This window comes from Treponema bryantii (assembly GCF_900111035.1).
Lineage (GTDB): Bacteria > Spirochaetota > Spirochaetia > Treponematales > Treponemataceae > Treponema_D > Treponema_D bryantii_C.
Window position 1 is genome coordinate 195,162 of record NZ_FOFU01000002.1, and the last position, 19,266, is coordinate 214,427.

The following is a 19,266-nucleotide window of genomic DNA, read 5'->3' on the forward strand; positions in this document are numbered from 1 at the left end:
CCGCCACCCCCTCTCCTAAGGGGCTCCGCCCCTTAAAAACCCCGAAACAGTCCGTTTTTTTTCTTATTCACCGTCTTTTGACGTTTTCTTTGATTTCTCCAGCTTTCCTTCTACAAATTTTCCAAGTACAGATTTGAGATCAATTCCAAGTGTTTCACCCAGACTTTCAGAAACCTGTGTTACATTTGTCATTATATCTTTAGTCAACTTTGATGAATCACCGCCGTACATGTAAATCTTATCAACATTCTGATATGCCATACCAGCCGCCTCAGCGATTTTTGGAAGCTGTTCAAAATAAACTTTAAGAGCATCCAGCTGCATCTGCTGTTTAGCGGCATCACCATATTCCTTAAGAGCTTCTGCCTTTTCACGCATACCGTCTGCTTCTGCAACAAGCTTTGCCTTAACTGCAGCAGCTTCTGCTTCACCCTGTGCCTGAATTGCTTCTGCAAGAGCCTTTTTACCGGCAGCCTCATTTTCCATAGCAATTTTTTCAGCTTCTGCTTTTTTCTGTCGAGTAAAGGCTTCTGCTTCTGCCTGTCGCTGAATTTCAAAAGCCTCGGCCTCGGCCTTTTTCTGACGTGAATAAAGTTCTGCATCAGCCTTCTGCTGAGCTGCAAATTTTTCTGCCTCGGCAGTTTTCTTTACTTCAGCATCAAGAGCTTTTTCCTTAATTGAAACAGCCTTCTCCTGAATTTCAATCTGTTTTTCCTGCTTTGCAATATTAGCATCAGCTGCTTTAATTTCGAGAACCTTACGCTGATTTTCTGTTTCAATTCCTTTAGCTGCTTCTGCCTTTGCTGCCTCTGTATCAGCCTGTAACTGCAAAGAAGCCTTTTTAATGGCAAGGTCTGTCTGCTTCTGGGCAATCTCAAGTTCTGCTGCAACACGAGCCTCATTAGCTTCTTTATCAGCCTGTGCCTGTGCAATTTTTACTTCTGCTTCTGCAGCTGCCTTTGCTTTTGCTGCATCCTTTGAAATTGCAACAGTGTTTTCAATACCAAGATTATTGATTACACCATTATCATCCTTAAAGTTCTGAATATTAAAGGTTGTAAGCTCAAGTCCTAAATCAAAAAGATTTGGCTTAACATTTTCAACAACCTTTTCAGAAAGAACCTTCTTATCACCCTGAATCAAATCTTTTAATTTTATTTGAGAAATAATTTCACGGATATTTCCTTCAAGAACAGGAGTAACAACCGTAGCAATATCTGCTGTTGTATAACCGATAAACTTAGCCGCAGCCTTTTTCATTGTTTCAGGATCTTGCGAAACTGCAATGTTTGCAACAGCATCAACTTTAATATTGATTGCATCCTGTGTTGGAATCGAATCCTTAGAAACAAAATCCACCTGAATATTTTCAAGTGTCATATAATCAATTCTTTGTAAAAAAGGAACTACAAAAATTGCTTTACCTGTTACAGTTCTTGAACCAAAAGGTCCAACCCTAATTCCAATCCTGTTCTTAGGAACTTTCTTATAAGAAACAAAAAAGAACAAAAGAACTAAAACAATAAGAATCATGCAAAGAATAAATAAAGGTGTCATAGAGGTGTCTCCTAACTTTTTTATTACCATAAAAATATGATACTTTTAAAGTATAAGTCTATTATTTGTCAGGGGCAAGAAAAAAAGTTGATTGACCTGCTATTTCCCGTACTGTGCTTCAATATCGCGAATCTGGTCGCGGAGTGCAGCTGCCTGCTCGTATTCCATGCGGTCGGCACAGGCAGACATTTCTGCAGTAAGCGCTTTAATGAGTTTATGGCGTTCTTTAGGATTAAACAGATTTGCTTCTTTCTTAAGAACTTCAAGCTGAATTGAAGCGTTTGCATCTGCATCCTGCTTTTCATGAATGAGAATATCTTCAACAGCTTTAGAAATTGTCTTTGGTGTAATTCCGTGTTCTTTATTGTAAGCTTCCTGAACCTCGCGGCGGTGCTTTGTTTCTTTTACAGCCGCTTCCATTGCAGGGCTCATGTGGTCGGCATACATTACAACCTTACCTTCAGCATTGCGGGCAGCACGTCCAATAATCTGAATAAGCGAAGTTTCCGATCTTAAGAATCCGATTTTATCTGCATCAAGAATTGCAATAAACGACACTTCCGGAAGATCAATTCCTTCTCGCAAAAGGTTAATTCCAATCAGAACATCAATTTCACCGGTTCTTAAAGATTTCAAAATCTCAACTCGTTCAAAAGTATCAATTTCTGAGTGAATATATTTAACCTTGAGTTTAAGTTCTGTAAGGTATTGGGTAAGGTCCTCCGCCATCTTTTTTGTCAGTGTCAGAATAAGGCTGCGTTCGTGTCGCTCAATGCGCTCGCGAACTTCCTTGTAAATATCTTCCATCTGACCTTCGCTTGGTCTGATTTCTACAATAGGATCAAGAAGTCCTGTAGGACGAATCAGCTGCTCTACAACTTGTGTACTCTGCTTAATTTCTTCAGGGCGTGGAGTTGCAGTAACATAAATTATCTGATTCATCTTTGCATCAAACTCAGCCTTCTTCAGAGGGCGGTTATCAAAAGCACTAGGAAGACGGAATCCAAAATCAATAAGATTCTGCTTACGACTACGGTCACCTTCATACATCGCACCAATCTGAGGAACAGAAACATGAGCCTCGTCTATCATGCACAAAAAGTCATCCGGGAAATAATGAAGAAGTGTTGCTGGTGGCTCGCCTCGCGCGCGGCCCGAAATTGGGCCGGAATAATTTTCGATACCCGGGCAGGTTCCCATTTCACGGAGCATTTCAATATCATAAGTTGTACGGGTTTTAAGGCGTTCTGCTTCAAGCATTTTACCGGCAGCGCGCAGTTCTTCTACACGCTCATCAAGTTCAACCTGAATGCGGTTCGTTGCTTCAATCAGTTTATCCTGAGGAACGACAAAGTGCTTTGCAGGATATAAAACAGTTTCTTCAAGTTCACCGGCAACAGAACGGTCCAGAACATTAAAACGCTGAATACGGACAACTTCTTCCCAATCCAGAAGAATTCTGTAGGCTTCGTCTGTTTCCATATAAGGCGGGAAAACTTCTATTACATCGCCTTTAATACGGAAGTTGCCGCGCTCAAGCACGTTATCATTTCTGTTATACTGCATTGAAATCAGAGAGTTTGCAAACTTTTTGATATCTAAAGTCTGACCAACTTCAACATGAACACGCATGCCCTTATAAACATCAGGCATACCCAAACCGTAAATACAGGAAACTGTTGCAACTACAATTACATCACGGCGTTCCATAAGGCTGTAAGTTGCCGCAAGACGCATCTGGTCGATTTCACGGTTGATATCGCAGTCTTTTTCTATATATAAGTCACGGGCAGCAACGTATGCTTCCGGCTGATAATAGTCGTAATATGAGACAAAGTATTCTACAGCGTTATTCGGAAAAAAAGATTTAAACTCGCGGTAAAGCTGGGCAGAAAGAGTTTTATTATGACTTATGATTAACGTAGGACGCTGAACCTTCTCTATGATTTTTGCCATAGTAAAGGTTTTTCCAGAGCCTGTTACACCCTTGAGAGTCTGAAACTTGTCACCACGCAGAAATCCTTCTGCAAGCTTTTCAATAGCCTGCCCCTGATCTCCGCTAGGCTCAAAAGGTGAAACTACCTCAAACTTTTTCATTAACTCTCCACCAGCTTAATCTTCAAAGTTACGTTCTTGCGATTTCGTCGAACCACAACAGTAACGACATCACCAGGTCTCTTGCTTTCAAGAGCTGAATAATAATCAGCAAGAGAAGTTACGGCAATATCATCAATCTGAGTAATTACATCGCCGCCAATATAAATAATGTCTCGTCGTGAACCATAATATGCAGCTTCAGTACCACCTCTAAGGCCCGCAGCCTCTGCATTTCCGCCTCTCTTTACCTCTGAAATCAAAACACCATTCGAAATATCAAGGCCCGCATACTGTGTGATACGACGGCTCAACTGAATAACAGTTGCATCAATAGTTCCGCGCTGAACTTTTCCATATTTAATCAAATCTGCAACAACACGAATCGCAGTCTCAGAAGGAACAGCAAAACCAACACCGGCAGAGTTTCCTGAATTTGACTGAATCATAGTATTGATTCCAATCATTTTTCCAGTTGTATCAAGCAAAGGACCGCCAGAGTTTCCAGGGTTAATAGCCGCATCTGTCTGAATCATATTGCGGATAATTCTGTTATTAGAATTCTGAATAGGACGTCCCAGACCAGAAACAATACCTGTAGTCATAGTTCGTTCCAAACCGAACGGGTTACCAATTGCAATTACCCTCTGACCAACTTTCAAAGCAGTAGAAGCACCAAAAGAAATAGTCTTAAGTTCTATTCCTGCAGGAGGTGTAAACTTAATTACGGCAAGGTCGCTGTCTAAATCTGTTCCTATTATTTCAGCCTCATATTGAGTACCATCAAAAAGAGAAACATAAATTTTAGTTGCATCCTGAATTACATGAACATTTGTAAGAATATAACCACGCTTATCAATAATAGAACCACTTCCACTTCCTCCTTCCTGTACATAAGGCTGAAGGAACCAGTCATAGGCTGTTATCTGAGTATTTATATTCACAACCGCTTCATTACAAAGTGAGTAAACATTTATATTCTGAGCTTCTTCCTGAGTGTAACCCGAACCTCCATTTCCACCGGCAACAGAAATCACAGAAGCAGGATTCTGCTCAAGAAAAGAATACGAGTTCTCAAAATTATCTGAACCCGAAATAATATCTGTACCTTCCGGAGTCGTACCCGCAACCTGAGTAACCTCCGCCTCAGTTGCAGCATTTCCAGAAGCTTTTTTCTTAGAAATATTTATACAAACAGCCGCAGTAACAAGCACAGCAGCAACAACACAAATCACAGTAGTACGAATAAGCTGAGCATTAGAATATAGTTTCATACCTATAATTTAATAGAATCAGGCCATTTTAACAATAACATTTTTCTTTTTATTCCTAAGAAGCATTTTGCTGTCAACAAAACTAAAATATGAATCCCTGCACACAATAATATGATCAAGCAGCTCAATACCCATAATTTCTCCAACACGTTCAAGATTATGAGTCACCTGAATATCTTCTTCTGAAGGTTCACAATTTCCAGATGGATGATTATGGCATACTATGATTGCCGCCGCGTCCTCTCTTATTGCTGCTCCGAAAATTTCACGCGGATGTATTAAAGTTCTGTTTAACGTACCAACCGAAATCACATGAATCTGAATTATTTCATGACTGCCATTCAACGTAACAAGAAGAAAATGTTCTTTTTTACAAACCGCATAATTCTGTACAAAAGGAACGATATCAGATGAACTCGAAATCGGTGCACAAAGATGCGAATTCCGCCGTCTTCCCAGTTCAAGAGCCGCCGCAACAGCCAGTGCTTTTCCTTGCCCAACCCCTTTAAGCTTAAGCAGATTCTTTACCACCTCGGAGGGATCTGAATCATCAAGAGCATCAACTATTTTATCTGCCATTATTTCCACCGGCATCTGACTATTCCCCGTCCCAAGAATAAGCATCACAAGCTCCTCATCAAACAGATAAGAAAGCCCATGCTCCATTGCAGATTCCCGTACCGACGGTCTAATTTTTTCTTCATTACTGATTATTTTCATAAAATCCTCTATCTATAATATTGCTTTCATAAGCCAAAAAAGGAAAAGATTTTGAAAAAAAGTGTCTGAAATTCAGATTTTTTTCTGTTTTTCCGAAAATCAGAATATGATGAGAAAATTTATTTTTGCTGCCACTCTTGCTGCAGCTCTTTTTACATTAAATTCCTGTGCTTCTTTACCAAAAGCCAGAAAACACATTGAACTTTCTAAGAATATTATGGATATCGGCCGCTTAAATGCAGATCAACTGGCAAACTATTTTATGAGCCGCAATGCAGAAGCTGACCGCGAACACATAAAAAACTTTGCTCAATATTATATAGATGAAGCTGCCGTAGAAGGCGTGAACTCAGACGTAGCCTTTGCACAGATGTGCCTTGAAACCGGATATCTTCGTTTTGGAGGTCTTGTTCAGCCTGAGTTCCACAATTACTGCGGACTTGGCGCAATGGATGCAGAACATCCCGGCGAACAATTCCCAGACGAGCAGACAGGCGTCCGCGCCCATATTCAGCACCTTCAGGCTTATGGCACAACAGAAGATGTAAAGCTCGTTAACGAACTTGTGGACCCGAGATATAACTGGGTCCACAAGACAAAGTACGTTGAAAATATTTACGGGCTGGCCGGTACCTGGGCCACAGATCCGTTATATGGACAGAAATTAGAAACTGTCCTTACAAACATGGGCTATTATTAAGCACCAATAGTAGTTCCAAAATATTCCTTATCTTCCAGAATAGCCTGGATGTTAGGAATATTCTTTCCACCTGCACAAATTACTTTCATACCAAGTTCGCTGGCCTTTTTTGATGCAATAGGATCAAAAGGACAGTTCTTTCCAGGTGTCCATTCATCTCCTACCATCTTGCGGAAGTCTGCCCAAGAAATTGTATCAAGAGGTTTAGCATCAGGATTCTTGCGTGGATCATCTGTATAAACCTTTTCAATATTAGAAAGATTTACGATAGTCTTAGCATCAAATTTTTCACCAAGATAAACTGCATCTGTATCAGTAGAGAATCCTGGTTTCCAGCCTGCAGCAACAAGCACCTGGCCATCAAACTTCAGATTTTCTTCAGTTGGATTGTAAACGACATCGTTTTTACTGTAATCACCAAAACAAGCCTTCAAAAGCTGAGCATTCAAACGTGTAGCCATAATACCAATCCAGTCTGCTGCATTTGCATCAAAAGCATCCCCAGTCTTTTCGCAAACTTCCTTTAATCCATTCTGATATACACGTGCAGGAGCTCCACCACCAGCAACCAGAATCAATCTGTTCTGTTTGTCTGAATCAAGCCATTTCTTACACATTGTAACAAACTCGCTCAAAAAAGCGCTGTCCGGCTTATCCGGAGCAATAATTGAACCACCAACACTCAAAATCTTTGTCATACTAAACCTCCACGTCATCCTGAACTTGTTTCAGGATCTACTAATAAACTCCCTTTACTACCGGAACACTCCAGTAGCTGCTGTATTTTGCTGTATCTTTATTTGCTTCTTCCCATATAGACTGCAGGGCAAAACTTCTTGGCTGCTGAACAATCTTACTGTCTGCACTAAACGGCTTAAGCTGACTCCATCCTCTTGAGAAAAGAATATGATGCGAGTCCATATTTCCAAAATAGTAAGCTCTTTCATCTACAACATCACTGTCTGTCCAGCGCTTATATTCAAGCCCTGCACCGAGAGCAGGATCCGCAGGAACCCAGCCTACTCTATCAATATAGAATTCACACCACCAGTGAGCCTGACTCTGCAAATCCTGATTGACTAATACACCGCCATCTGTATAAGCCGGAATCTCAGCAGCTCTCAACAAAGCAGTATAAATAACTGCAAAATCATAAGCATCACCGCTTCCTTTTTTAATCAAATCAAGCGGATTCGAATCTCCGTTACGAACCTTTGCTTCAATCATACAGTTATCGCAAAGATATTCATAAATCCGTTTTGCTTTATTCCAGGCATTTTTTTCTTTTCCAATAATCTTATCACAAAGCTCTTTTACAGCCTTATCAGAACTTGGAACAAGAGCATCAGACTTAAGTGCTCCACTCAACAGATTTTTTTCTGTGTTCTTATAATTTCCAATTTTAACAGGATTTACATTAGTTCTTACTTCAAAAACAGGAAGAACGAAAGTCTGCTTAAATACACTCTTTGGAGTATTATTTCTGCTCTTTGTAATCTGATGAATCAAATTATTCTGATAATTTAATAAAATCGGTTCCGGCACAACCTCAGTAATCTCAATATTAGGCTGAGCAGGACAATTAAAAGGAATCGGACAGCGAAGAGTAATTGTAGAAACATCATCTGTCACAACATCAGCAATATCAGCAGTATACTGAACCAGATATATCTTCTTATTAAGATATTCCTTACGACCCGCATCAGTATTGATAGTAATTTCCTTAGGATCAGACTGTTCACGGCCTGTATCTACAATTACAACACCACTATAAGCACCATCAGGAACACGAACAGTGATTTCTGTATTCGACCAGGAAACATAATCAAAATCATCTTCGCTTGCAGGAATCATATTCTCAGTAAGCATAACCATGTTCTTATAGTCAGCCTCACTGATTTTATTATTGCAGTCCATAGTAAAAAGCACTTTAGACTGATTTTTTGAATCACCAAAATTATTTCCGTAAATCACAAGAAGCTCACCCGTACTAACCTTGTCCGAAGAAAGCATAGTGATTAACGGCTTTGTAACCTGCTGCACAGCAGGAACCGGAACAGGAATATCAACCTCATTTGCAAAAAGAGCAGGTTTTGAACGAAGTTCCTTAGTTCCAACAACAAGAAGACCATCCTGTACATTAGCAGGAAGTACGAATTTAATACAATTATCTGTCCACGAAATATAAGAACTGGCAGTAAGTTTTGACCCCGCTATTTCTACATAGCTCATATCACGTACAGCCCCAAAATTCGAACCGTTAATGATAACAAGGTCACCGGGAGAACCAACAGGAGGAACAACAGAAGTAATTTCAGGAACAGGTTTATTCCTGAAACCAATGAGATAAATAGAACCGAGAATTATACATATGATAAAAACAACAGAAAGTACCCGGAGTGCCGGATACTTCCTCAATGAATAACTAAACTTTCCAGAAGAATCCACTAATGTCTGCCTGATACAAGATCCATAGGAACGTTGATTTCAGTTGTTACCGGGAAATCACCCATGCCAGGAACTGTAATCTTTATAGAAATTGCTTCGTCCTGAAAATCTGGTCTCAATACATCGACATCGTTTACATTTCTTGTAAATACCGGATTGTTTTTATTTTTTGAAGACAAAACAACATCCTGAATATTACCAGAAACGACAACGCTTCTTCCACTATCAAACGGAACATTATTGTCCGAAGTTCGTGCTCCTGTAGACACTGCTGTAATAGGAACAGTAGAACCAGAACTTACAGACTGAAAAAGGCGTGTTTTTTCGACAGCAGAAACTTCAGTAGAAGCTTGCTTTGATTTTAACCCAAGAGGGAGCACTAATGCAAGAACCGCAGCAGCAGCAATACCAGAAGCGACATAAGTTATTACTCTGAATGAAGATTTACGAGGAGCCTTCAATACATTGCGATTATAAGCCATTTTTATCTGAAGTCTCTGGAAACTTTCGTCCATGAACTTCTCATCCAGATTCAAAGCAGAAGAATCAGCTTTAAACAAATTACTAACAGCCTTAAGCTGCTCTAACTCTTTACGGCACTTTTCACAATTAGCTATATGAAGCTCATACTCAGCCTTGTAGTTTTCAGGCAACTCACCGTCGAGGTATACAGAATGAATATCTTTACTCGGGCAAAAAGACATTATCTTCTCCTATAATTTTTACAAGCTGTTCCCTTGCTCTGAAAATTCTTACCTTTACATTACCTTCAGTAATTCCAAGAATTCTTCCAATTTCCTTATAGTTCAGGTCTGCATATTCCCGAAGCATAAGAACATCCTGCAGGTTTTCCGGTAATTTTTTCAGAGCTTCCCTTGCCTTACTTATGGACTCAGCCTTAAGCAAGTCAACTTCCCCAGTCTCTGTTTTTCTATGATCCTCATAAAGGACCTTTTCGTAAGCCTTACGCTCACGTTCTTTACGTTTTATATAATTTATGGATGCATTCTTTACAACCCGAATAAGCCAGTACTTAGCATCATTTATTGTAGGAAATGTCAGATTCTTTTCATTAGCTTTAATGAGAGAATCGTGAGCCAAATCCTCTGCAGCCTCTTCATCGTTTACAATTCTATATGAAACCTTAAAGAGCATCTGCATAGTTGCATCATAAATTTTCTTAAAATCAACCGGATTTCCGGCGCATAACGCTTCGTTACTCTCCTGTTGATTTCCAGTTATATTATTAAACACAATACTATCCCAAAAGTTACAAAAAATTAACAGGAATTACCCGCGCTTCCATGTCGGACCATTCGGTGTATCAATTATAATAACACCTCGAGCAGTCAACTGGTTACGGATTTCATCAGCCTTTGCAAAATCTTTTGCTTTTTTTGCAGCAGTACGTTCTGCAACAAGTGCATCAATTTCAGCTGCTTCAGGATCTCCCGCATGAGAATCTGCAGCAGAATCAGCTGGTTCAGTAGCAGCAAGAGCTTCAAAACCACCCTTAATAACATCAAGACTCAATACAGAATCCATCTTCATAAGAGCGGCAAGAGATGTACTAGCCTTTACATTTCCCTTACCGGCAGCTTCTTTCTGAAGAGCAGCCATAGCAACAGGTGTAGCAAGGTCGTTTTCAAGACCTTCGCGGAATTTAGCAAGATTATCAGTTTCGCAATCTATACCTGCAAGAACAGATGCAAAGTTATCTGCAGTCAATCCGAGACCTTCTTCTGAATTAGCACGAGAAATCAACTTAGCAACACGTGAATAAAGTGCCGCACGTCCGTTCTTAGCAGACTCAAGAGCTTCAAGACTGAATACAAGCTGCTTTCTGTAGTGACCACTCAAAAGGAAGAAACGATAATCAAGCGGAGCATAGCCCTTGTCTTTAAGAGAGAAACCACGCTCTGGAGGTAAAGAAGTCTGAAGGGTAATAAAATTACCGCTGCTCTTACTCATCTTACCGCCCTCAAGAATAAGGAACTCATTGTGCATCCAGTAGTTTACCCAAGGTCCCTTAGCGCGCTCAGCCTCATCAAAAGAACCTTCCGACTGAGCAATTTCATTAGTATGATGAACAGGCACGTGATCAATACCGCCTGTATGAATATCAAAATGCTTACCAAGATATTTCATACTCATAGCAGAACACTCAATGTGCCAGCCAGGATATCCGCGTCCCCAAGGAGAATCCCAGGTCATAGCCTGATCTTCAAACTTAGACTTAGTAAACCACAGTACAAAGTCACCAGGATTGCGTTTGTTTTCATCAATAACAACAACCTTACGTTTACCAGCCCCTGCCTTAAGCTCATCAAGATTCAGATTAGCAAGCTTACCATAATCTGGATAAGTAGAAATATCATAATAAAGATTTCCGCCAGCCATATAAGTGTGACCGTTAGCTTCAATCTTTTTAATCAGCTCAATCATGTCATCAATGTGTTCAGTAGCACGGCAGATAACATCAGGATGACGGATATTCATAGCATCCATATCCTTCATAAAAGCATCAGTATAAAAATTAGCAACCTCAAGAACACTCTGATGTCTCTCGGCCGCAGACTTCTTCATTTTATCTTCACCGTTGTCGCCGTCATCAGAAAGGTGACCTACATCAGTAATATTCATAACATGCTTTATATCATAACCAAGCAGAGACAGAGTCTTATCAAGAATATCAAGAAAAACATAAGCACGCAGATTACCAATATGCGCATAGTTGTAAACAGTCGGGCCACAACCGTAAAAACCAACGTGCCCCTCCACAATCGGCTTAAACTCTTCCATCCTGCGTCCCATAGTATTGTATAATCTCAGTGCCATAGTTTACCTCGTATTTAGAATTTAAAGGGGAAAACCTTCCCCCGCTCTTATCGGAAATCCGTTAAAATGCGCACAGACGAGCTATGCTCGGCTGCCTTTGAAAATTTTCACATTTATTGATAATTATACTATTTTCCGACCTCTTAAACAACACACCCGATTTTTTAACACCGCTCATCCATACTTCCACACAGCTCGTTTTCCTACTATAATAGAAGTATGATAGATTTCCTTGCTTCAATGCTTAAGGTTGCAAAAATACCTTACACAGAAAATGAACCACTTGCACCAAAATCAACCTTCAAAGTAGGTGGAACCGCAAGGCTTTTTATCACACCACAAACTCCAGAACAGCTTGAAGCCGCAATAAGTGCCGCCCGTTCCGCAGAACTCCCCTATTTTGTAACAGGCGGAGCCAGTAATGTCGTTTACCCGGATGGATTATATAATGGCGCAATTATTTCCACTCAGTCAATCAAAGAAATCTTTTATGACCCGGATGAAACTACACCTGATGGCTCAGTTCTCGTAACCTGCCAGTGCGGTGTTCCAATGGCAGCCTTTGTAGATTTCTGTACAAAAAAGAATCTTACCGGGGCAGAACAGTTTGCAGGCCTTCCAGGTACAGTTGGTGGCGCCGTTTATATGAATGCACGCTGTTTTGACCGTTCAATAAGCGATCTTCTATATTCAACATCACATATCGAATACACAGGCGAAAAAACAAAAATAACTGAACTGCCTTTTAATGCCGCCGACTGGGATTATAAAAAATCTCCATTCCAGGCACATACAGCAGAAGATGGCTCACAAACTAACCAGCGCTATATCACACAGGCAACATTCCGTCTCACACCTGCCGGCGCATCAGCCCACGACCGCATAGTCGCAGACTGCAAAAAATACATCGCAGAGCGCGTAGACAAAGGCCACTTCAAATATCCAAGCGCCGGCAGCGTATTCAAAAACAACCACGCCTTCGGAGCACCAAGCGGTAAACTCATAGACGACTGCGGACTCAAAGGCCTCACAGCCGGCGGAGCCCAGATAGCACCTTTCCATGGAAATTTCATCATAAACACAGGTAATGCAACAGCCGACAATATAAGAACACTGGTAAAGTCAGCCCAAAAAGCAGTAAAAGACAAATTCGGCTTCGATCTTGAACCAGAAATCATTTTTGTTTAGTTTAATTGACCGAATCTTCAATTGACAAATAAAAATTCTAAATTTATACTTATATATTGAATAATCTTAGGAGAGTAGACTCTTGCTGCAGTTACAAATTGTTAGTTTCAGAAAAGGTTCATATCTTGTCGTAGAAGGCAAAGAAAACACCGACCATTTTTACATAATCCAGAAAGGTAACGTACAATGCATGAAATCATCAGGATCAGGCCTTGCACCAACAATGTACGGACCTGGAGACTTCGTTGGTGTAGTTCCTTGTATGTCAGATCACCTTCAGATTGAAACCGCAATTGCCACAACAGATGTAATGGCTATTTCTGTACGCAAAGACCAGTATCCTGAACTTATTTCTCAGAACACACCTGTTGCCCTTAAAATAATCAAAACTTTTGCAAACCGAATGCGTGTTATGAACGAAATGCTTACAAAAGCTACCCTTCATTCAGTAGTTCAGGACACCTACGAACAGATTTTCAAAGTAGGTAATTTTTACGAGAAAAATGCACTTCCAGATGTAGCTGTTTACGCATACTATCAGTATCTTAAAACAAAACCTCAGGGACCAAATGCAGACCTCGCAAAACAGAAGTTTGTAACACTCAAACCAAAAACACATGCAGTTTATTTTGAACCAACAACAGAACCTACACGTCAGTATCCAAAAGATACAATGATTTTCTCAGAAGCACAGACAGGTTCAGATATGTTTATCATCCAGAGAGGTGAAGTTTCAATTACAAAGATTGTAAATGGAAACGAAGTAACTCTCGCAGTACTTAAAAAAGGCGATATGTTTGGAGAAATGGCTCTTATCGAAAACAAGCCCCGTTCTGCTAACGCACTCGCACACAGCGACTGTACACTTATGGTAATCAACCGTTCAAACTTCAATCAGATGGTAGCAACACAGCCACAGCTGATAGCAAAACTTACTACTACACTTGCAGACCGATTGTGGTCTATGTACCGCCAGCTTGATAACGCAACTCTTACAGAGCCTCTCGCAAAAATGCTTGATATGCTTTCACTTCAGCTCGAAAAACAGCGTGTTAAAATCGGCTTCTCAAAGCTTTCAATGCAGACAGAGTTTACACCAAAAGACCTCGCAAATATGTGTGGTCTTGCAAGTGAATATCAGGCAAAGGCTATTTACGACTTTGAACAGTATGACCAGATTCGTATAGAAAACGGCAAAATCTTCATAAAAGACGCACAGGAACTTATGAAAGCCGCTGCCTTCTATCGCAAACAAAATAAATAATCTAAACCAATTATCTTCCGATAATTAAGTATGATTTTATTCAAGAAAAAAAGCCTTAGTCTCATTCTTTTTTCTGCTTTTTCATTATTTTTATATGCAGAAAGCCTTCCGCATGGATACAAAGACATCATGTTGGGAATGAGTCTAGAAGAAACTAAAGAAAACTTAGTAAAAGATCCAGATTTCGGATACCACGGAGATCGTGACGTTTCACTCATCCCTCATTCAAGCAAAACTCTTATTGAAACAGATGCACAACGAGGTTTCGGCTCAAATTTCCTTACCCGCTGCTGGTTTCAGTTCTCATTCGATGAACTTTATATTATTACAATCAATATAAATCCGGAAAAAATAGACTATTACAGCATTTTTACAAAACTCACAAAAAAATACGGGGAACCAACAAGTTTTAGTCCTCAGGCAGCCACCTGGACAGATGGTGCAGTCACTATGAGTCTTGAAAAACCACTTACACTTAAATATATTGATAATAAGATTTTTGAACAGACACAAAACTATTCAAACATCCAGGCATCTCCAACAGAAATAACTCAGGAAATGTTTCTGGACGAACTCTGATTCAAAAAGGATAAACATAAATGAAAAAAACAGCACTTCTTATAGCCGTATTACTACTTCTTACACCATTCATTTCCTGCAAACCACAGAAACTTCCTGTAAAAGATATAAAAATAATCCGCCAGGACGGAACAGAATTCACAGTAGCAGCAGAAATTGCAATAAAACCGGAAGACAGAAACCATGGATTTATGGAACGTAAAACCATTCCAGACGGAACAGGAATGCTGTTTATATTTGAAAGAGACCAGCTTTTATCCTTCTGGATGAAAAATACCCCTCATCCGCTTTCAATCGCTTACATAGATTCAAAAGGCAAAATCAGAAACATTTTTGATATGAATCCATACAGCACAGATTCAATCATCAGCACAGTTTCTGTTCGCTATGCTCTTGAAGTTCCACAAGGCTGGTACAAAAAAAACGGCATCACCGAAGGTGACACCGTTATTCTACCGTAAACATCTGCAGCACGTCATTGCGAGGAGCGCAGCGACGTGGCAATCTATTTACTCAGCTTCCTGCTCCAGCTTCATCAACTCAGCTGCCGCAATCTTATCTTTTGGATCAAATTCCAAAACTGCAGTAAAGTAATTACGTGCTTCCTGTTTATTTCCCATTGCAAGCGCAAGATATCCAAGATTTGAAATAATCTTTGTGCTTTCAGGTTCAAGTGAAAGAGCCTTCATAAGACACTTCTTTGCTTCTGCAAAATCTTTTTCTTCAATATAACAGAGTGAAAGCTCATTATAAGTATCAGCATTTGTATCACCGCCATATTTAAGAGCTTCCTGGAAAGCCTGTTTAGCATCAGCATAACGTTCAAGGCGTCTAAGTCCCCAGCCAAGCATGAACCAGCCGTTCCAGACCTTTGGATTACTCTGCAAAAAGTCTCTAATCTGCTCAAGACCTTTTTCTTCCTGACCACTTGAAATCAAATCATATGCAGCCTTAAAGTTCTCATCATCCATATTCTGATTATTGATATTGTTGATGATTTCCTGAGCACGTTCTTTTTTATAAACTCCGTTTTCACCCATTTCTTCATCACTTGTTTCACAGGTGAGCGCAAGATAAGTTTCAAAAGCATCCTTTGCCTCACGGAATTTATGCTGTTTCATATAATAAAAACCAACATTAAAGTAAACATCAGGAAGAGGAGGCTCAGCATTCATAGCCTGTTCGTAATAAGAATATGCATCTGCATCATAAGCATCAGCATCTTCAAAAAGGCCAGAGTTTCTGTAAGAATCAGCACGCTGATCAAGGAACAGAGCCATATTAAGAATTATTGCAACATCTTCAGGATCAAAACCAATTAAAGCACGGAAGATTTCTTCTGCAAGATCAAAATCTTCATTCTTTGTTTTAAGAATAGCAGCTTCGCAAAGCTCTTTCTTAAGATTAGGCTTAATCTTTTTAAGAAGCGAACGATAATAGTCCAGCTGAGTATTCTTTGAATCATAAGCAAGAATTGTAAGCATACCTGCAAGAATCTGCTCAGGTTCAATTTCCTTTGGATTAAAGTCATCTTCTGACTGACCAGGCTTTTTCTGTACTGGTAAAGGAATAGTCGGGTCAATCTCAAAAGAATTGCATGACGAAAGGTCAAGCTTTGGAATGTTTACAAAATAAATCGATTCCAATGGGTTTGAAGGATTCATAATAATACCACTTAAAAAATGAATTTAGTTTTTACTGTTTTCCAGCCTTTTCCAGAGCAGCTTTCTGTGCAGCAATTTCTGCAGCCCTCTGCTCTGCGGCTTCCTTCTTAGCAGCAGCCTCAGCCTCTGCTTTTTCAGCAGCTTCTTTGTTGTTAATCTGATTCTGGATCAGCTGCTTCTGATAAGAAGTAATATAACTATTGATATGGAATTTATAAGTCATAGGAATTTCATCAGGAATAAATTCAATATGAACAATTGAAATATCCTTACGACCTGGCAAAAAGTCGGATTGCTTAATAATTCCCTGAAGAGAAATCTTTTCATTTGTATCAATAAAGAACAAACGAAGATCTACATTTTTGTTCTCCAGGAATTTTGGAATTCCAACAAGCATTGCTTTTGCACCGCCGAAAGAAATATCCTTCAAGATACATTTTCTAGGAACACCAGCAATAAAGATATATGACTCTTCCTTTGGAATATTTAAAAGTCTGAGAGAGTTCTCATTGATTGCAATACGCTCTTCTTTACGATTCTGGAAGTTTTCATTAACTTCTATGAACTCTCCAATACGCAGAATTAAATCATCCGGCGGACGCTGTGTAAAATTAAGAGTAAGCATTGCCAGCTCATTAGAATCCTGGAATGGTTTAATATCAATTACGTTACAATTTACAGAGAACTGAATTGGTTCATTATTCTGATCGAAAAAGCAATAGCGGATACTTATAGGTGCAGTTCTGTTTTTCTGTACTGTTGAATAAATTCCACTTGCTGTACCAATTATTACCTTAGCCTGCTGCAAAGATGAAGAATTTATGATACAAGGCCACTGTCCACCGTTACTCTTTAAATATATTTGACGAGGGTCAATGCGAAGAGACTTAAGATTTGCCTTCGTAAAAACAATTTCCTTATCACGATAATAATCATAATATCTGGAAATGTGATGACTAGTTGCTACGCTCATTACCTTATAATTATATTTCAACTTTCGGTTTCTTTCAAGGTAAACCCTTAAGAATATTTCCCGAAAAAAAAACCGTCATCCGATTTTGATGACGGTTTATAAAGTCTGTAAAACAGAACTTACTCAGCAGCAGCTGAAGTTTCTTCTGCAGGAGCCTCTGTAGCAGCTGCTTCAGCTGCAGGCTTAGCCTTTCTTGCTTCTACGCGAGCTTCATTCTTAAGCTTAGCGTTGCAGAACTTACATACTTTTACAGTCTGACCATTAATTTCCTTTTCCCAAAGAACTTTGATGTCTATCTTTCCACAGATAGCACAAGTTCCTTTTCCGTGTGCAGGTAATGATCTAATTCCAGATCCACGATGGTTCTTTGACATATCAAACTCCTATTTAAGCTTAGTTAGCAGGAGCTTCTTCTTTCTTTTCAGAAGCTTTCTTTGTAGTTTTCTTTGGCTTAGCCTCAGAACTTGCATCTTTTGCCTTTGCTGCAGGCTTCTTAGCCTTAGGCTCAGCCTTCTTTGCAGGTTTTTCTTCAGACTTTTCAGCATCAAGCTTATAGTCAACCAGCTCAAGAATTACAACGTCTGCAGCATCGCCCTGACGATATCCAAGCTTAAGAACACGTGTATAACCACCGTTTCTTTCCTTCATGCGAGGACCAATCTCTGTGAAAAGCTTGTTCAAGATTTTTTCATCCTGAATAAACTTTGCAGCTTCACGACGATTGTGTACAGTATCTTCCTTAGCTCTAGTAATGAGCTTTTCAGCTGACTTTCTTACTTCAAGAGCCTTAGATTTAGTTGTAGTAATACGCTCATATCTGAAGAGCGAAGTTACCATATTGCGTGACATAGCACGGCGGTGTGCTGTTGTACGTGAAAGCGGATTAAAACCATTTCTATGATTCATCGTTTTCTTCCTTCTGCTTAATTATATTGGCAGCATTCTTCAGATGACTATAATCTGTCATACCAAGTGTAAGGTTCCATTCCTGGAGCTTTTCCTTGATTTCCTGCAGACTCTTCTTTCCAAAGTTTCTAGTCTTTGCAATGTCATCTTCAGTCTTCTTAGTTAATTCGCCGATTGTACGAATATTTGCATTCTTTAAACAATTTGATGAACGTACTGAAAGCTCAAGTTCCTCAACTGGAGTGTCGAGAATCTTCTTGATTGTCTCATCGCCCTCGTCACCTTCATCACCACCAGAAATTTCACTGTCGTTGAAGTTGATAAAGATAGCAAAATGATCTTTAGCAATCTTTGCAGCCTCACCCAATGCATTTACAGGTGAAATTGTTCCATCAGTCCAAATCTCAAGAACAAGCTTATCGTAGTCATTACGCTGACCAACACGACAAGGCTCAATAGAATATTTTACTTTTGGAACAGGAGTGAAAATGGCATCCATAGGAATTGTACCAACAACCTCTATGTAATGTTCATTCGTTTCTGCAGGTACGTATCCTCTACCAAGGTCAACCTGAATTTCAATATCAAGCTGAGCGCCTTCCATCATGGTAAAGATAACCTGATCTTTAGTCATAACTTCGAGCTGACCTTCCTTAGCAAAATTATCACTCTTTACTACACCAGGGCCTTTGAATTCATACTGAATAGTGTCTGATTCAACGTCCTCTGGCAAGCACAAACGTATCATCTTAAGACTGTTGATAATCTCAAGTGTATCTTCAGCTACATTTGGAATTGCTTCAAATTCACTGGAAATTACATGAGAAATACCACTCTCGTCATAAGATGTAATACGGATAGAGGTAATTGCATAACCTTGGATAGATGACAACAATACTCTTCTTAAAGTGTTTCCAACTGTTGTACCAAAACCTGTTTCAAACGGGTAGGCATAGAACTTCTGATAATTCGGATTGGTACTGTCAATCGGTTCAAATGAAATACCTTTAGGTTTTTTGAAACCTTTAAGCAAGTTTTTGCGAGCCATCTAAACTCCTCTT

General features: G+C 39.7%; 19 protein-coding genes. 5 read left to right on the forward strand and 14 right to left on the reverse strand.

The window, feature by feature from the left end; genetic code table 11:
* Window positions 1-63: 63 nt before the first annotated feature.
* The 4 genes from BMY21_RS04085 to radC all read right to left on the reverse strand — a co-directional run bounded on the left by BMY21_RS04085 (window position 64) and on the right by radC (window position 5,645).
* Window positions 64-1,557, reverse strand: a complete 1,494-nt coding sequence (locus tag BMY21_RS04085; RefSeq protein ID WP_074641190.1) for a flotillin family protein — start codon at window positions 1,555-1,557, stop codon at window positions 64-66.
* A 99-nt stretch (window positions 1,558-1,656) separates the two neighbouring features.
* The gene (uvrB, locus tag BMY21_RS04090; protein ID WP_074641192.1) at window positions 1,657-3,654 is read right to left on the reverse strand and encodes an excinuclease ABC subunit UvrB; all 1,998 of its coding nucleotides are present in this window, start codon (window positions 3,652-3,654) and stop codon (window positions 1,657-1,659) included.
* Complete coding sequence (locus BMY21_RS04095; RefSeq protein ID WP_074641195.1) at window positions 3,654-4,925, reverse strand: S1C family serine protease; 1,272 nt, start codon at window positions 4,923-4,925, stop codon at window positions 3,654-3,656. The genes uvrB and BMY21_RS04095 overlap by 1 nt, the downstream gene beginning before the upstream one ends.
* An 18-nt stretch (window positions 4,926-4,943) precedes the next feature.
* The gene (gene radC / locus BMY21_RS04100; RefSeq protein WP_083379674.1) at window positions 4,944-5,645 is read right to left on the reverse strand and encodes a RadC family protein; all 702 of its coding nucleotides are present in this window, start codon (window positions 5,643-5,645) and stop codon (window positions 4,944-4,946) included.
* Window positions 5,646-5,754: 109 nt separating this feature from the next.
* Between radC and BMY21_RS04105 the strand changes: the two genes are divergently transcribed.
* A complete protein-coding gene (locus tag BMY21_RS04105) occupies window positions 5,755-6,345 on the forward strand; it encodes a glucosaminidase domain-containing protein (RefSeq protein ID WP_074641940.1) in 591 nt (196 codons plus the stop codon).
* Here BMY21_RS04105 and pyrH read toward each other — a convergent pair.
* Genes pyrH through cysS form a run of 5 tightly spaced genes read right to left on the reverse strand, consistent with a single transcriptional unit; the run spans window position 6,342 to window position 11,631 of the window.
* Window positions 6,342-7,043, reverse strand: coding sequence for a UMP kinase (gene pyrH / locus BMY21_RS04110; protein ID WP_074641199.1), 702 nt, complete (start codon window positions 7,041-7,043; stop codon window positions 6,342-6,344). The genes BMY21_RS04105 and pyrH overlap by 4 nt on opposite strands.
* Before the next feature lie 40 nt (window positions 7,044-7,083).
* Window positions 7,084-8,793, reverse strand: a complete 1,710-nt coding sequence (locus tag BMY21_RS04115) for a transglutaminase domain-containing protein (RefSeq protein WP_074641201.1) — start codon at window positions 8,791-8,793, stop codon at window positions 7,084-7,086.
* Entirely contained in the window at window positions 8,793-9,497 is a 705-nt protein-coding gene (locus BMY21_RS04120; RefSeq protein WP_074641203.1) for an anti-sigma factor family protein, read from the reverse strand. Before BMY21_RS04120 ends, BMY21_RS04115 begins: the two co-directional genes overlap by 1 nt.
* Window positions 9,478-10,047 (reverse strand): RNA polymerase sigma factor, encoded by a 570-nt coding sequence (locus BMY21_RS04125; RefSeq protein ID WP_074641205.1) that lies wholly within the window; start codon window positions 10,045-10,047, stop codon window positions 9,478-9,480. Before BMY21_RS04125 ends, BMY21_RS04120 begins: the two co-directional genes overlap by 20 nt.
* Window positions 10,048-10,083: 36 nt before the next feature.
* On the reverse strand, window positions 10,084-11,631 hold the full coding sequence (gene cysS, locus BMY21_RS04130) for a cysteine--tRNA ligase (protein WP_074641207.1): 1,548 nt from the start codon (window positions 11,629-11,631) through the stop codon (window positions 10,084-10,086).
* Between the two features lie 219 nt (window positions 11,632-11,850).
* Here cysS and murB point away from each other — a divergent pair, with 219 nt between their 5' ends.
* The 4 genes from murB to BMY21_RS04150 all read left to right on the forward strand — a co-directional run bounded on the left by murB (window position 11,851) and on the right by BMY21_RS04150 (window position 15,123).
* Entirely contained in the window at window positions 11,851-12,819 is a 969-nt protein-coding gene (gene murB / locus BMY21_RS04135) for a UDP-N-acetylmuramate dehydrogenase (protein ID WP_074641210.1), read from the forward strand.
* 82 nt (window positions 12,820-12,901) lie between these two features.
* A complete protein-coding gene (locus BMY21_RS04140; protein ID WP_074641212.1) occupies window positions 12,902-14,083 on the forward strand; it encodes a Crp/Fnr family transcriptional regulator in 1,182 nt (393 codons plus the stop codon).
* Window positions 14,084-14,113: 30 nt separating this feature from the next.
* The gene (locus tag BMY21_RS04145) at window positions 14,114-14,662 is read left to right on the forward strand and encodes a hypothetical protein (protein ID WP_074641214.1); all 549 of its coding nucleotides are present in this window, start codon (window positions 14,114-14,116) and stop codon (window positions 14,660-14,662) included.
* A 20-nt stretch (window positions 14,663-14,682) separates the two neighbouring features.
* A complete protein-coding gene (locus BMY21_RS04150; protein ID WP_074641216.1) occupies window positions 14,683-15,123 on the forward strand; it encodes a DUF192 domain-containing protein in 441 nt (146 codons plus the stop codon).
* Between the two features lie 48 nt (window positions 15,124-15,171).
* Here BMY21_RS04150 and BMY21_RS04155 read toward each other — a convergent pair whose 3' ends face one another.
* From BMY21_RS04155 to BMY21_RS04175, 5 genes are all read right to left on the reverse strand, one after another.
* Window positions 15,172-16,326, reverse strand: a complete 1,155-nt coding sequence (locus tag BMY21_RS04155; protein WP_074641218.1) for a tetratricopeptide repeat protein — start codon at window positions 16,324-16,326, stop codon at window positions 15,172-15,174.
* Between the two features lie 31 nt (window positions 16,327-16,357).
* Complete coding sequence (locus BMY21_RS04160; protein WP_074641942.1) at window positions 16,358-17,299, reverse strand: PilZ domain-containing protein; 942 nt, start codon at window positions 17,297-17,299, stop codon at window positions 16,358-16,360.
* A gap of 119 nt (window positions 17,300-17,418) precedes the next feature.
* Entirely contained in the window at window positions 17,419-17,673 is a 255-nt protein-coding gene (locus BMY21_RS04165; RefSeq protein ID WP_074641220.1) for a hypothetical protein, read from the reverse strand.
* 19 nt (window positions 17,674-17,692) lie between these two features.
* Window positions 17,693-18,205, reverse strand: a complete 513-nt coding sequence (gene rplQ, locus BMY21_RS04170) for a 50S ribosomal protein L17 (RefSeq protein WP_022931776.1) — start codon at window positions 18,203-18,205, stop codon at window positions 17,693-17,695.
* Window positions 18,195-19,253: a DNA-directed RNA polymerase subunit alpha gene (locus tag BMY21_RS04175; RefSeq protein WP_074641222.1), complete on the reverse strand. Its 1,059-nt coding sequence runs from the start codon at window positions 19,251-19,253 to the stop codon at window positions 18,195-18,197. Before BMY21_RS04175 ends, rplQ begins: the two co-directional genes overlap by 11 nt.
* Window positions 19,254-19,266 lie beyond the last annotated feature (13 nt).